A 14,610-nucleotide genomic window follows, 5' to 3' on the forward strand; every position below is an offset into this window, starting at 1 on the left:
CTCTTTCACTCATTATCAATTTTCGTTTTTGCCGCGACATACAGTGCAACGTTTACAAAAGACTGTCCGCTCGATATAGTAAGCCTGTCTATGGACTACTATATTTTCCGCAGCAACGACTTGCTCGTACGTAAAGATTCGCACGCGCTGCCCGACGAAAAAGCGTGGCACGCTTTGTGCGAATCGAAGTCCGTCCGCGATATGTTTTCGGAAACGCCGTACGCATACACAGCCGCCCTCCTTCAAGACGGCACAGTCGATGAAAATTACGAACTCATCCCGATCCGAAGCTATTTTGCCGAACACGACGAAAGCGAAGGTACCCGTGCCGCACGCGCAAAGGGAATGCTCTCATGGCGCCTTTCGTATAATTTTTGCCCTTCCTGCGCCGCCCCTCTCACCGACGACGAAAAGCTTTCCGCGCGAAACTGTACGAATTGCGGCGCACAGTTTTTTCCGCGCATCGAACCCTGCGTCATCGTGCTGATAACAAAGGGCGATAAGCTCCTCCTCGCAAAACACCGAGGGCGCAATCAAAACATCCATACGTGTATTGCGGGTTTTATCGAAATCGGCGAAAGCGCGGAACAGGCGGTCGTACGCGAAGTACGCGAAGAAGTCGGCATCGAAATAAAAGACCTGCGCTATGTCGGAAGCCAGGGCTGGCCCTTTCCCGACCAGCTTATGCTCGGCTTTCGCGCCGAATATAAAAGCGGCGACATACGCGTGCAGGAATCGGAACTCGTCGAAGCGAAGTGGTTTACGAAAGACGCGCTTCCGCCTTTCCCGAAACGGGGGAGCATGGGCTGGCGCCTCATCACGGGCGTATACGGCTAGAATTTAATATTACCGATATCTTCCGTGCCGACGACGCAAAACCACCGGCCGCCGCCTGCAGCCCAATATTTTCGGAATGCGCGCAGTACATCGTCGGCGCTCACCGAAAAAAGTTCGGCAATTTTTTCGTCGTACGCATACGGGTCTCCGAACATGAGAAGGCTGTATGTGAGGCGTGAAGCGACGCCGGCGTTCGTCACGGACGAAGCGTAAAACGAATTGACGTATTGATTTTTATAGCCTCGAAGCCTGTCGGCGACGGATGAAAAAATATACGAGCCGTCATCGTTTTTTCCGTCGATCACTTTGCCCGATGCGAAAATCGCCTCCGCTTCTTTTTCAAAGCGCACGACATTCTCCAAATCGCTCGCCTTAAATATATACACGTTCGCAAGTCCCGCCCGCATCGGAGTGACGGATGCGCTCGGCGAATAGCACGCGCCGTATTTTTCCCGCACGACGTTGAAAAGCACTTGCGAATACATGGAAGCGGCGAGAGAAGCCGCAAGCATATCGTCATCAAAGATCGAGGGGCCGCTCATCGCTTTTTCAAGATAGCCCGTGCCGGAAGCGGCTTTACTTCCGATGACGATCGGGTCTCCCGATACGGTAAGCGGCGGTACGTCGGGGGAGCGAAGATCGTACGATTGAGAGGGAATCGAACCGAAAGCGGCGTCGAGCTTTTTTAATAATTTTCTTTCATCGTAATTTCCGACTGCGACGATCATAATGCGCCGTGCGTCCGTATCGCGCTCATGGAGGAAGCGCATCGCTTCGACCGTAATATTGCCGATCGATTCGGGTTTTACCGACGAGCTTGCCGCATAGGGATGATCTTTAAAAATCGTCCGCGTCATCCGATAGGCGAGCATGCTTTCAGGATCGCTTTCCAAGCGCTGCATTTCCTGCGCGTAATCGGTCATAAGATTTTTATATTGCTGCGAATCATACGAAGGATGCAAAAACGCATCCGCAAAAACCGGCAGCACTCTGTCGAAATAATAATCGATACAGCTCATCGAAAGGACGGCTCCTTCACGCGAAACCTGCGGCAGAATCGAAAATCCCGTTTCGTACGCGAGAGCGCGGAGTTCGTCGTATGTGTACTTTTCCGAACCGCGAGTCATCATATCGAAGAGCGCCTTTTCCAAACCGGACGTTTCGGGAGAGAGATAGGAAGTTCCGCCTTTGACGATGACGGAAAGAGAGAGTTTTCTGTTCGCAGTATTTTTTCGGACATAGAGCGGGATGCCGTTCGAAAGGCGGAGTTGCCGCACATCCTTTCGGACGGAAACGGAGCCAGCGGCGGACTGCACAGTATCGGTTTTTACCGACGCGCACGAAAGGATAAAAGCGGAAAACAGGAGCGCGCAGAGCGGAACCGATATCCGCCGAAAGAAAGCGTATCTCTCGCCGCCGCGCCGCGCGGACGCACGCAAATCGAAACGATAAAAAAACGAACGCATATAAGATCCTTTCATTTTATCGCCTCCGTATCTTTATACCAAAATGCGGTATCGGCGGTGATTTCAGAAAAGCCGGCAGCGGCAAACGCTTCTTTTTGCTTTTCATACACGGCGGGATTGACGAGCACCGTAACGAGCGCGTTACGCTCCGAAACATATTCCGTCAAAAATCGGTCGATATCGTTTTTATCGATTTTCATCATATTGTCGAGATAGCGATAATAATAATCCGCATCCGCAGTGATCCACCAAAAACGGAGACTCGTCTTTACGCGCTCGGCCGTTTCGGCGTCGTCGATAAAGGTATCCTTTATCTTTTGATATACGCGCGAAAACTGCCGCGTCGAAAAAATCGCCGCATCGCCCCTAATGCGGCTCACGATATTTTCCGTAAGCGTCGTATAAAAAAGAGCTGCGCGCTGCGGCAAATCGTTTTCAGGCGAAAGAAGCAAAGCGCCGAACGACAGCGTACTCGTCGCGCGAGTGGTCATATAGCCTTCCCACACGTACTCGGAATCGGGAATGCCGAGCGCTTCGTTTTGCATCATCGTTCGAACGTAGATGCCGTCGGGATCGTCGAAAAAGTAGCCGAGCATATCGGCGGCATAGGTCGCCTTTCTGGCATAGCCCGCATCGGGGCCTCGCCAGATGACGGACACTTGCGCCGTATCGATCGAAATCCGGTCGTAAGGCATAACACGGAAGGTCGTGTGCGGAAGCGGATTGACAGGCTGTTGTTCGATCGGCGGAATCCACGGATCTTTTCCGCGTTCCCACGAACCGTACAATTCCTTTGCAAGCGCGTGTACTTCTTCAGGATTTACATCGCCTGCAATAAAGAGAGAAGCGTTGTTCGGTATGTAGTAGGTTTTTTGAATCGCGCGGATCTGATCGAGCGTCGCATTCCGCACGACAGCGGGAGAGCCCGCAGGATCGCATCTCCACGGATATTTCGGAAAAAGCGCCTTTTGAATATCGTACCGGTAAATCGTGTTCGGGTCGGAAAGCCCTCCTTCGATTTCCGAAAGCACGACTTTTTTTTCGCGCTCGAATTCCGCTTCGTCCAAAAGCGGTGATCTGATCGCATAGCTCCAAAACTCCATCCCCTCTCGGAGCAGAGATGACGGCACCGTAAAATAATAATTGACGCACTCCGCGCCCGTCGTCCCGTTCCAATCGGGCACTCCCATATCGCTTATGGCGCGCTGCACGCTCGCGGCATTCGGATACTTCGCGTTGCCTTTGAACATCATGTGCTCGTAGAGGTGAAAGAGTCCCGCATTTTCGCTCGTCTGCGCGATGCCGCCCGCCTTTACCGCGATTTCGATATATGCAAGAGGTGCCGCATGATTTTCGACGACGTATACGTCAAGTCCGTTTTCAAGCTTATAGCGGTGTACGTTTTTGATCGGCGTCTTTTCCGCAAAAGAGAAAAAGGCTGCCGACAGAAAAAAGAGAGTAAACACGGTGCGTTTTAAAAAAGTCATACCGGCAGTATAACAAAGGATGCACGGGCGCGCAACGACGGGATCAATATATGCTTCGGATAAAAGCGCATAATATTGCAACGTGCGCGATCGCAACTATGCACAAAAGCGCACGTGTGGTATAATCGACGTATGCAAATCATTCCCGTTGCGAGCGGAAAGGGCGGCGTCGGCAAAAGCCTTTTGTCGGCAAACCTTTCGATTGTGCTCGGTCAGGCCGGCAAAAAAACAGTGCTTGCGGATTTGGATTTAGGCGCATCGAATCTGCATCTCGCGATCGGTCAGCACGTGGATCCGGCGGCAAGCCTCGGCGCATGGCTCACCGACAAAGGCGAATTTGAAGACATCATCGCGCCGACCGATTACGAAAACGTGAGCTTTATCGCGGGCGACAGTCAAATCCCCTGTCTCACCTCGCTCAAGCCTTTTCAAAAGGCAAAGCTCGTGCGCAGTTTTCAAAACATCGACGCCGATTACCTCATCCTCGACTTGGGAGCGGGAACGCATCAGATCATCCTCGATATGTTTTTGCTTTCCGCACAGGGCATCATCGTAACCGCCCCGACCGTTACTGCGACGCTCAACGGCTACCTCTTCCTCAAAAACGCCGTTTTCCGCCTCATGTACACGACGTTTAAAAAAGGAACTGCCGGATACGACAGACTCGAAGCGCTGCGCAAAGATTCGACGTCTCTCCAGCGGCTGTATATCCCCAAATTGCTTGAAACCCTCGATAAAGCCGACCCGGAAAACACCGCGCTCTTTTTGTCGCGCATGAAATCGTTCCGTCCGCGCCTCATCATGAATCTCATCGACGATCCGAAAGACGCGGACAAAGCGCAGCGCATACGCCGTTCGTGCAACCAATATCTCGGACTCGATATCGAATACTTGGGAATCATGTATCGCGATTCTCTGCAGGAAAAAGCGCTCGAATCGCAGCTGCCGATCATCGTATACAAACCGCAGGCGGTGCTTTCGCAGGCGATCTACCGCATCGCCGAAAAAGTGCTCGCATCGGAAACGCATACCTTCGATGACGCCTATTCTCCCGATACGGACGGTGCTGAAACCTTCCAAATGGCGGAAGAAGAAGCGAACGAAGATTACGACTACAAACTGTCGGTCATCGACGATTTGGTCGGAAGCGGTACGCTCACGGTCGGAGAGCTCGCCGAGACGATCAAAACACAGCAGTTCGAACTGACGCAGTTGAAAAAAGAAAACATATTGTTAAAATCGAAATTGGTGCAGGCTGCAGCCCAAGGCTTTAAGGTATAAGCGATGTTTTTACCCTTGTATTGCAATTACCCGTCGTGGATCCGTCCTGAAATTTTTCCATGCATCCCCGTGCTCGGCCTTTTGCGCTGGTACGGTCTCATGTACATATTCGCGTTCGGCACGGCATTTTTCGTACTGAAAAAAGAAATGCTGGAAGGCGCGCTCGACAGCAAAAATTACAAAGCGACCGAAGACGACATATTCGGTTTTATCGCGACGGGGATCGTGTTTTTGCTCATCGGCGCGCGCATCTTTTCGACCCTCGTCTACGACACGAGCGGCATGTACCGCGAGCGGCCGTGGCTCATCTTTTGGCCATTCGACACGGTAACGCATAAATTTACGGGTCTTGCGGGTATGTCGTATCACGGAGGCCTTATCGGCGGTCTTATCGGTACGATTCTGTGGTGCAAGCGACACAAAAAAAACACGCTCCAATGGATGGATGCGATAGCGGTCGCGATCCCCGCAGGCTACACATTCGGCAGACTCGGCAATTTTTTAAACGGAGAACTGTACGGAAGAATTACGACAATGCCGTGGGGGATCGTCTTTCCGCAAGCGGAAAAATTTTCTGCGAGCTTGAAATGGGTGCAGGATTTTGCGGCAAAGATATACATGGAAATTATGGGAGCCACCGTAAACCTTCCGCGCCATCCGAGCCAATTATACGAAGCGTTTTTCGAAGGCGTCGTACTGTTCGGCATATTGTGGTTTATCAGAAAACGTAAAAGGTGGAACGGCATGCTTTCGGCCGCATACGTTTTCGGGTACGGCGCATTCCGCTTCGTCATCGAATATTTTCGGGAGCCGGATGCCGATTTGGGTTTCCGCATCGGAAAGGATACGGCGTCTTCCGTCTATATGAACGCTTCGCTCCTCAATTTTTCAACGGGGCAGATACTGTGTTTTTTGATGATGGTCTCAAGTATCGTCTTCGCCGTAGTTTCTTATTGTTACGCGAAAAAAATAGGAAAGGATAAGATACTGTAAGCGATAAGCTTCGCTTACGAAACTTGCGCTGACAACAAGACGGGATATTTTGTTATCAAGCGCTTTCCGCTTTTTACAAAAAACCGCAGAGAAAAGCTCCCTGCGGTTTAATAATTTTTATTAATCAAATCGAAATTGGTTTTATTGCCGCCTCGCAATTTTTACTTTGCGCTTTCAGCGTAAGCGGCTGCGCTTTCACCTGCGATACGACGCTCAGCGCTTCAGAATCTTTGCGAGATCGGAAGCGGTAAAGTGCAAATGCTCCGCAACTTTTTCCGCCGGCCCCGATTCGCCGAAGGTTTCGATGCTGAAGATATCGCTGCGATCTTTTACGAATCGGAACCACTCCGTACCGATACCCGCTTCCGCGGTGACGACGCGCTTTGCATTTCCGATGATTTTGCTTCGCGCCGCATCGTCCGCTTCGGAAAAGCGCTTCAAATCGATAACCGATACGATGCGTATCTTTTTTTCGGGAACGAGCTTCGCCGCTTCAAGCGCCGTATTCACTTCGGAACCCGATGCGAGAACGGTAATATCCGGAGAGGCGCTTCCTTCCTGCACGACATACGCGCCCGTGCGGATCGTCTTTTTCCAGTCTTTGTCGGCTTTTTCATATACGGCAAGTTTTTGCCGCGTCAGCGCAAGGCAAACCGGATGATTTTTGCTTTCGTAGGCCATCTTCCACGCTTCGACCGTCTCTTCGGCATCACCCGGACGGAGCACTTGTACGCCGGGAATCGCGCGGAGAGAAGCGAGCGTTTCGACCGGCTGGTGCGTCGGTCCGTCTTCGCCGACGTAAATAGAATCGTGCGTAAAAACGTATATGACCGGCTGCTTCATAAGAGATACGACGCGCAGCGACGGACGGAGGTAATCGCTGAACACGAGGAAGGTCGCACAGAACGGGCGAAGACCTCCGTGCAGACTGATACCTGCGCTGATCGCCGACATCGCAAACTCGCGGATGCCGAATTCGATCATGCGCCCTTTTCGATTTTCGGCCGAATAAACTCCGTCCAAGTCGTCGATTTTCGTTTTATTCGGCCCTGTCAAATCCGCCGAACCGCCGACGAAATTTCCGTAACGCTTTGCGATCATGACGATCGCTTTGCCGCTCGCATCGCGCGTTGCAAGGGAATCTCCGATTTTGAATGAAACGTCGGGAACGTCGTTCGTGGGAGAGTCGGTATGGAAAGCATCCCACTCTTTTCGAAGTTCGGGATTTTCTTCAGACCACGCTTCGAATTCTTTTTTCCATTCCGCTTCGCGCTCCGCATACGCCGCTTTTTTTGCGGCAAAATAATCGTACGCTTCGGGGAATACGTAAAAGTCTTTGTCGGAAGGCAAACCGATCGCTTCTTTTGCAGCCTTTACGCCTGCTTCTCCGAGGGGAGCGCCGTGTACGTCGGGCGTGCCCTGCTTCGGCGCGTATTTTCCGATGACCGACGTAAGCATGATGAGCGTCGGTTTGTCGGTGCATTGTTTCGCTTCTTCGGTCAATTTAATAATTTTTTCCGGTTCGTACATCGAACCTTTCAAAACCTGCCAACCGTACGCTTCGTAGCGCTTTGCGATATCGTCGGTAAAAGCGATATCGGTCGAACCGTCTATGCTGATTTTATTTTCGTCGTAAAATACGATGAGCTTTCCGAGCTTCAAGTGTCCCGCAAGGCTCGACGCTTCGGACGCAACGCCTTCTTGGAGACAGCCTTCGCCGACGAGCGAATACGTATAGTGATCGACGATTTTACGAGAAGCCGTATTGAATCGCGCGGCAAGCATCGTTTCCGCGATTGCCGAACCCACCGCCATCGCCACACCCTGTCCGAGCGGGCCGCTCGTATTTTCAACGCCGTCCGTCGCGCCGTATTCGGGGTGCCCCGGACATTTCGAGCCGACTTGGCGGAAACTCTTTATGTCGTCGAGCGTCACTTTGTAGCCGGCAAGGTGCAAAATCGCATACAGCCACATAGAACCGTGTCCCGCAGAAATCAAAAAACGGTCGCGGTCTGCCCATTTCGAGTCGGCGGGATTGTGTTTTAATATGTCGCCGTAGAGAACGGCCGCCAATTCCGCAGCTCCGAGCGGAATACCCGGATGCCCCGAATTCGCCTTTTGAATGGCATCCATCGAAAGGCCGCGCACGCTCGCTGCAATCGCTTCAATCGCTTTTTTGTCCATAATCGCTCCTATTAACAATAATTAATAATCTGTTCAATTTCGAGTTTGCTAGAACTCAAAATTTTCCGTCCATTTTGCTCATCAACCGAATGACGGTTTCAAAAAATAAAATTATGCTTACGGCGAGGTTCCGGCTGCGTGCCTTTTCGAGCGTCAGGCTTACGGAAGCCTGCCCCTAAAAGCTCGACCGCGGCTAAGCGGACGGGTTCTCGCTGAAAGCATCGCTTTGTTTAGAAATACTTTCGAAACTCGTCATTCGACTTAATTATCATTTTACAACGACAAACCCGCTGCCGCTTTCCGATTTGACGGCATCGGTAAGTTCGCCGCTGATATCTTCAAAATTACATTCCATACCGTCGAGCGATGCCGCAATCTCATCGACGTCTTCAGCTGCAGCGGCAGGCTCGCGTTCGATCATCTCCAACATGCGCAAAACGTGATTATAGATCTGCGACAGGATGACGAGCTCCTGCTGCGGATAGCGTTCAAGGTTTGCGGCGGATCGATCGATTTCCAGCACGAGCCGACTCGCTTTCCGGTACAGTGCAAGCGCGCGACGACGCAACGGCCCGATATGAAAATCGGCAAACCAATTGTAATCCTTTTTTATTATAGCGTGGCACGAATCGATATGCAATAAAAGAATTTTCCGCTCTTCGGGTTTTAAATGAACGCCGTCCGGCAAAATCCGGTCGAGGATGAGATCGGGATCGTATTTTTTTTCGAAAAGCTGATCTTCGATATACGCGTCGAAAACAAAATCCGGAGCGGCCAGATCTTCGAATATCTGATCGCCTGAATCCGTATCGATGTTTAAAAAATTATTCCACGTGCCGACGGCGGGAACTTCTTCGCCGGCTTTCCATAAGCGCGTTTCCACACCAAAAGGCTCGTAGGCGACTTTACGGCTTTGCAGGAGGAACTCTTCGACCGAACCGCAGTGCTCCGTACACAGCGCGTCGGCGTCGTCGAGAAAAATGCAGGCGAGCTGCTCTTCGATCGATGCGCAGGGACCGGCAACTGCGAAACTTTCGAGAAAATCGGATTCGAGCCTCGCGTACCAATTTTGCCGATCGAGATCGTCTGCTTGCATACGCATCGGATTTTCATCACGCTTTACCGGCACGACTTCGATGCGGCCGTAATCCCAATCGACGACACGGCACAAAATACGGTCGCCGTATTTGAAGGCGCAGTATTTGACGAGCGGCTCAAGGGAATTGACCGTAAGATGCACTTCGGACGGCAGCTCAAAATCATGGGCGGCCAAATCCAAGCCCTCGTTTGCGGGATCGGCGGCGATATATTGAGATGCGAATTCCGAACCGTAGAGCGCAAAGAGATCTGCGGCATGGGGGCTTGCAAAAGTCACAATCTTAGGCGGGAGTACTTCGCCTTTATATGTAAAAGTGAGCGATGACGGAAGCATTTCGGGATCGACGAAGGGCATACACCTCGCACCCGCGGCAAAACACTTATGTTCGACTTCGTAGCGTGTCGGCTTAAAGCTGAAAAAGCGGTTCGAAAACGCGCCCGCCCGTGTGATATACAGTCCGTCGTCGATCATAAAAACGCAATCGCTTGAAACAAGGTAATCTTCGCACATTGTACGCGTCGCGCGCACCCCCATTTTGCCGAGTATGCGCGCAAAATCCTTATCCGAAAAAACTTCGCGGTAGGTTCTGAGAAATCTGTCGATAAGCGTTTTCGCTTGTGCTTTCATCTTTTATAAAATACTGACAGTCCGCCGCAAAGGCAAATCTTTGCGCTCTCGGTCACACGACGCGGATATCTTCGACGGAAACGCCGCAGTCCGAAAGCACCGACTCCATCCGATCGAGCGTTATATCGGTCGCTTTTATCGTAAGGCGGCGTACGCCGGGTTCTTTCAGTTCGTCGGTGACGACGGAAACGATATTGCCGTTGAGCGCCGCGATCTTTTCGGCGATCTTTGCGAGCTGACCGGGTTTGTCGGCGCTGCTTATCGTCACGCGCACGCCTTCGTGTCGGGCGCCGAACATATTCGTAAACAGGTGAAAAAGATCGCTTTCCGTCACGATGCCGATGAGGATATCGTCTTTCATAACAGGGAGACATCCGATTTGATTGTCGACCATGATGCGCGCCGCTTCTTCGACGATTTCGTTTTCAGAAACCGTTACGACTTTTTTCGTCATAACTTTTTCGACGGTAAGTTTGGAAAGCAGATAGCCGATTTCATACATGTCGAGAGTGGTCGCATCGGACGGACCGGCTTTCGCCAAATCGTTTTTTGTGATGATGCCGGCAAGTCTGTCGTTTTTGTCGATAACGGGCAGCTTGCTGATGGTCTTTTTCGTCATAAGCGCTTTGGCTTCCGTGAGCGTCGTTTCCGGAGAAACGTACACCGGGTTTCGCGTCATCACATCCTTTACAATCATACAAATCCTCCTGCACCCCAAGGCAACCGAGCCGGAAACTATGTATCTAAAAAATAACGTGTAATGTAAAAAGCGGCTGCACTCCCGGCAGCAGCCCTGCCGTTTGCGCGGGGAACTTCGCGCTCCGCGCTCGTTGCAAGTGCCGCGGCAGACCGTAATCGGAATCGGACAGCGCAATCTTTTTTATAAAAAAGATTGCTTGCCATCGGTCTGAGCGGCTCGGCGGCAGTTCCGCTGCCTCGCGTTCCGCCGCGTTTTATGTACCCGCATACACTATTTTCATACCTAATACATTTCCGACTCGGTTGCCCTGTTCTGCATTTCCTTAGTATTATAACACATTCCGCGCGATTTTACCGCCATGCTGCGATTTTTTTATCGGCCGCCGTTCGCGCGTGATGATTTCAGCCGCCGAGGTAAGCCGCTTTTACTGCGGGATCGGCAGCGAGGTCGGAAGCCTTTCCGCTCTTCGATATTGCGCCCGTTTCGAGGATGTACGCGCGGTCGGCAACGGAAAGCGCTTTATACGCATTTTGTTCGACGAGCAGGATCGTCGTCCCTTCCGCGCTGATTTTTTTAATGATCGAAAAGATTTCGTCGACGAGGATCGGCGCAAGCCCCATAGAAGGTTCGTCGAGCAAAAGCAGTTTCGGAGAAGCCATAAGTGCGCGGCCCATCGCGAGCATCTGCTGCTCGCCTCCGGAAAGCGTTCCCGCATTTTGCTTTACGCGTTCTTTTAACCGCGGAAAAAGCTCGAACACTTTTTCCGTATCGCGCCGGATTTCCGCCTTGTCGCGCCGCAAATAGGCGCCGAGTTCGAGGTTTTCGCGTACCGAAAGATTTTGAAAAATACGCCGGCCTTCCGGCACCTGAATCAAACGGCGCTCGACGATTTTGTCGGGCGCGCAATCGGTGATGTCTTCTCCGTCGAAAAAAACGCTTCCCGCATCCTTTTTCAAAATATTCGAAACGGCGTGCAGCGTCGTCGTCTTACCCGCGCCGTTCGATCCGATCAGCGTGATGACTTCTTTGTCTTCGACCGAAAACGAAATATCGTGCAGCGCTTTGATCGCGCCGTATGAGACGGTGAGATTTTTAACTTCGAGCAGCGTACCCATCGTACCCCCATATAAAAATTAATAAAAATCGATTCTCGTTTACGACGCGTCCCGTCCGAGATAGGCTTTAATGACCTGCGGATTCGTCCGAATCTCTTCCGGTTTTCCTTCCGCGATAACGCGGCCGTAATCGAGCACCATGATGTGTTCGCAGATTCCCATGACGAGCTTCATATCGTGTTCGATGAGTAAAATCGTCAAATCGAATTCCTTTCTGATAAAATCGATCATGCGCATGAGTTCCGCCGTTTCCTGCGGATTCATTCCGGCAGCAGGTTCGTCGAGCAAAAGGAGTTTCGGCTTCGATGCAAGGGCGCGTGCGATTTCAAGTTTGCGCTGTTCGCCGTACGGCAGATTGCGCGCAAGTGAGTCTTTTTTGCCGTCGATTTTAAACAGCTGCAAAAGATGCATCGTCCGTTCGCTCATCATTCTTTCGTCACGGCGGAACTTCGGAGTACGCAGCAGTACGTCGAGAGGGGAAACCGTGCGCGACGAATGGAGCGCAATGCGCACGTTGTCGGACACCGAAAGATTTCCGAAAAGCCTGATGTTTTGAAAGGTGCGCGCAATGCCGATCGCGTTGAGCCCCGCAGGCTTCATCTTGTTGATGATGCGGACTTTACCGCTTTTATCCCAAAACGAAAGCTGTCCCGAAGTCGGCGTATAGATACCGCTGATCATATTGAACAGCGTCGTCTTTCCCGCGCCGTTCGGACCGATCAAACCGTAGAGCCTTCCTTCACGCAGTTCGCATGAAAAATCGCTCACCGCACACAAACCGCCGAAAACGATCGAAACGTCGCTCGCTTCGAGCACGAGTTTTTTTTCATCAGCCATTGCGCGCCTCCGTTTTTTTGCCGCGACAGAGCGCCGAAGCGATTTTATCAAAGGTGCGGACGAACGAAAATTCTTTCATACCCATAAGTCCCTGCGGGCGGAATATCATCACGATGATGAGGATGACAGGATAAATGAGCAGGCGATAGTTTTGCAAAAAACGCAAAAACTCCTGCACATAAGTGAGCACAAAGGCCGCGAGCACGCTTCCGGTCGTCGAACCCATGCCGCCGAGCACGACGAAGATGAGATAATCGATGCTCTTCGTAAACGACGCCTGGTCGGGTTTTACGAATCCGATAAAAGGCGCGTAGAGCGCCCCTCCTATACCCGCGACAAAAGAGGCGACGACGAAACCGAGCATCTTATATTTAAACACATCGATGCCCGCAGCGTTTGCGGCAATTTCGTCTTCGCGTACGGCGAGGATCGCGCGTCCGTAAGTCGAGCGTATAAAGTTCTGAAGCAGAATAATGAGGGCGACGAGGGTTCCGACGATGACCGTATACGCGAGCGCGGGATCAAGTGTCAGCACCGTCGGAAACTGTTTACCGTTGGGGCCTCCCGTCCATCGTTTGAGATTTACAAGTACGACGCGGATTATTTCGCCGAAGCCGAGCGTTACGATCGCAAGGTAATCGCCTTCGAGTTTGAGCGTCGGAAAGCCGATGAGAAATCCGAAAAACGACGTAAGGATACCGGCGAAAACGATCGAAAGGGGCAGCGGCACGTGCGCATTTGTCGAAAGCAAAATCGTCGCATACGCGCCGATCGCCATAAAGCCCGCCTGTCCGAGAGAGAGCTGCCCCGTGATGCCGCAAATCATATTGACGCTGAGCGCCATGATCGCGTTGACCGCCGACAGCGTGAGTATCTGCGCGGTATACGCATCGATGATTTCCAAGCGTATGAGAAGGGCGGGAAGCGCGACGGCAAGCAGCGCGCACACACCCGGAACAAGCATATTTTTCAGCAGTGTATTTTTCATAATTAATAATAACTCCTATGCGATGCGAAAGCCGTATTCCTACGCTTGGCGCATCACACTTTTACCGTGCGGCTCTTTCCGAATATGCCCGACGGCTTTACCAAAAGGACGATTATTAAAATCGAAAACGAAATCGCATCCGCGTACTGCGAAGAGAGAAAGCCCTTCGTGAGCGTTTCCGCGATGCCGAGAAGGATACCGCCGAACATCGCACCGGGGATCGAACCGATGCCGCCGAGAACAGCCGCGATAAAGGCTTTGAGACCGGGCATATACCCCATCATCGGATCGATTTGCGGATAAGCGGTCGCATACAAAACGCCGCCCGCACCCGCGAGGATCGAGCCTATGACAAAGGTAACCGCGATGATGCGGTTGACGCTGATCCCCATGAGCGAAGCGGCCTGCATATCGAACGAAACGGCCTGCATCGCTTTGCCCGTCTTCGTCCTGTTTACGATATAATTTAAAACGATCATCAAAAACGCACTCGATGCGATGACGATACACTGGATATTCGATACGGCAAGAGAGCCGAATAAAAAGTTTTTTACCGCAATCGTCGGAAACTGACGCGGATCGGGACCGACAAAGGGCAGCACGCGCATCGTATTTTGCAAGATGAGTTCGACCGCGATCGCCGTGATGAGCGAATTGAGGCGGGGAGCCGAGCGGAGCGGACGGTAGGCAAAGCGTTCGATGACGAGCGAAAGCATGGCGCAAACGACCATAGCCGCGGCGAATGCGAGCACGAGGCTTACGGGAGTGACGCTTGCCGCGACCGAAGGCGCAGATCCGAGCGCGACAAGCACGAAGTAGCCCGCGTACGCTCCCATCATGACGACGTCTCCGTGAGCAAAATTGATAAGTTTTACAATACCGTAGACCATCGTATAGCCGAGCGCGATGAGAGCGTAGATGCTGCCGAGCGAAAGCCCGTTGATGAGCTGCTGTAAAAACAGTAAACCGTTATTCATATTCGATTCCTAAACCTTT

12 protein-coding genes are annotated in these 14,610 nt (G+C 51.9%); 3 read left to right on the plus strand and 9 right to left on the minus strand.

All coding sequences use genetic code 11. The features are described from left to right. Positions 1 to 90 precede the first annotated feature (90 nt). Entirely contained in the window at positions 91 to 837 is a 747-nt protein-coding gene (gene nudC, locus H9I36_RS08705; RefSeq protein ID WP_187384966.1) for an NAD(+) diphosphatase, read from the plus strand. Here the strand turns inward: nudC and H9I36_RS08710 are convergent. After that, positions 834 to 2,318 carry a M16 family metallopeptidase gene (locus tag H9I36_RS08710; protein WP_187384967.1) on the minus strand — a complete coding sequence of 495 codons (1,485 nt, stop codon included), beginning with the start codon at positions 2,316 to 2,318 and terminating at the stop codon, positions 834 to 836. The two genes, nudC and H9I36_RS08710, sit on opposite strands and share 4 nt — an antisense overlap. Next, positions 2,315 to 3,790 carry a M16 family metallopeptidase gene (locus H9I36_RS08715; protein ID WP_187384968.1) on the minus strand — a complete coding sequence of 492 codons (1,476 nt, stop codon included), beginning with the start codon at positions 3,788 to 3,790 and terminating at the stop codon, positions 2,315 to 2,317. The genes H9I36_RS08710 and H9I36_RS08715 overlap by 4 nt, the downstream gene beginning before the upstream one ends. A gap of 132 nt (positions 3,791 to 3,922) precedes the next feature. Between H9I36_RS08715 and H9I36_RS08720 the strand changes: the two genes are divergently transcribed. Continuing rightward, on the plus strand, positions 3,923 to 5,071 hold the full coding sequence (locus H9I36_RS08720) for a nucleotide-binding protein (protein ID WP_187384969.1): 1,149 nt from the start codon (positions 3,923 to 3,925) through the stop codon (positions 5,069 to 5,071). 3 nt (positions 5,072 to 5,074) lie between these two features. Next, on the plus strand, positions 5,075 to 6,064 hold the full coding sequence (lgt, locus tag H9I36_RS08725) for a prolipoprotein diacylglyceryl transferase (RefSeq protein WP_187384970.1): 990 nt from the start codon (positions 5,075 to 5,077) through the stop codon (positions 6,062 to 6,064). A gap of 213 nt (positions 6,065 to 6,277) precedes the next feature. On the opposite strand, the gene tkt is transcribed toward lgt, so the two are convergent. From tkt to H9I36_RS08760, 7 genes are all read right to left on the minus strand, one after another. After that, on the minus strand, positions 6,278 to 8,248 hold the full coding sequence (tkt, locus tag H9I36_RS08730) for a transketolase (RefSeq protein ID WP_187384971.1): 1,971 nt from the start codon (positions 8,246 to 8,248) through the stop codon (positions 6,278 to 6,280). Between the two features lie 268 nt (positions 8,249 to 8,516). Then, positions 8,517 to 9,974: a hypothetical protein gene (locus H9I36_RS08735; protein ID WP_187384972.1), complete on the minus strand. Its 1,458-nt coding sequence runs from the start codon at positions 9,972 to 9,974 to the stop codon at positions 8,517 to 8,519. Between the two features lie 52 nt (positions 9,975 to 10,026). Next, positions 10,027 to 10,671 carry a CBS domain-containing protein gene (locus H9I36_RS08740; protein WP_187384973.1) on the minus strand — a complete coding sequence of 215 codons (645 nt, stop codon included), beginning with the start codon at positions 10,669 to 10,671 and terminating at the stop codon, positions 10,027 to 10,029. A gap of 404 nt (positions 10,672 to 11,075) precedes the next feature. Continuing rightward, positions 11,076 to 11,780 carry an ABC transporter ATP-binding protein gene (locus H9I36_RS08745; protein WP_187385045.1) on the minus strand — a complete coding sequence of 235 codons (705 nt, stop codon included), beginning with the start codon at positions 11,778 to 11,780 and terminating at the stop codon, positions 11,076 to 11,078. Positions 11,781 to 11,828: 48 nt separating this feature from the next. After that, positions 11,829 to 12,626 (minus strand): ABC transporter ATP-binding protein, encoded by a 798-nt coding sequence (locus H9I36_RS08750; RefSeq protein ID WP_187384974.1) that lies wholly within the window; start codon positions 12,624 to 12,626, stop codon positions 11,829 to 11,831. Beyond that, positions 12,619 to 13,614, minus strand: coding sequence for a branched-chain amino acid ABC transporter permease (locus tag H9I36_RS08755; RefSeq protein WP_187384975.1), 996 nt, complete (start codon positions 13,612 to 13,614; stop codon positions 12,619 to 12,621). Before H9I36_RS08755 ends, H9I36_RS08750 begins: the two co-directional genes overlap by 8 nt. 53 nt (positions 13,615 to 13,667) lie before the next feature. Beyond that, positions 13,668 to 14,591: a branched-chain amino acid ABC transporter permease gene (locus H9I36_RS08760; RefSeq protein ID WP_187384976.1), complete on the minus strand. Its 924-nt coding sequence runs from the start codon at positions 14,589 to 14,591 to the stop codon at positions 13,668 to 13,670. Positions 14,592 to 14,610: the final 19 nt, after the last annotated feature.

It is taken from the genome of Treponema sp. Marseille-Q4130, from assembly GCF_014334325.1.
Taxonomy (GTDB): Bacteria; Spirochaetota; Spirochaetia; order Treponematales; family Treponemataceae; genus Treponema_D.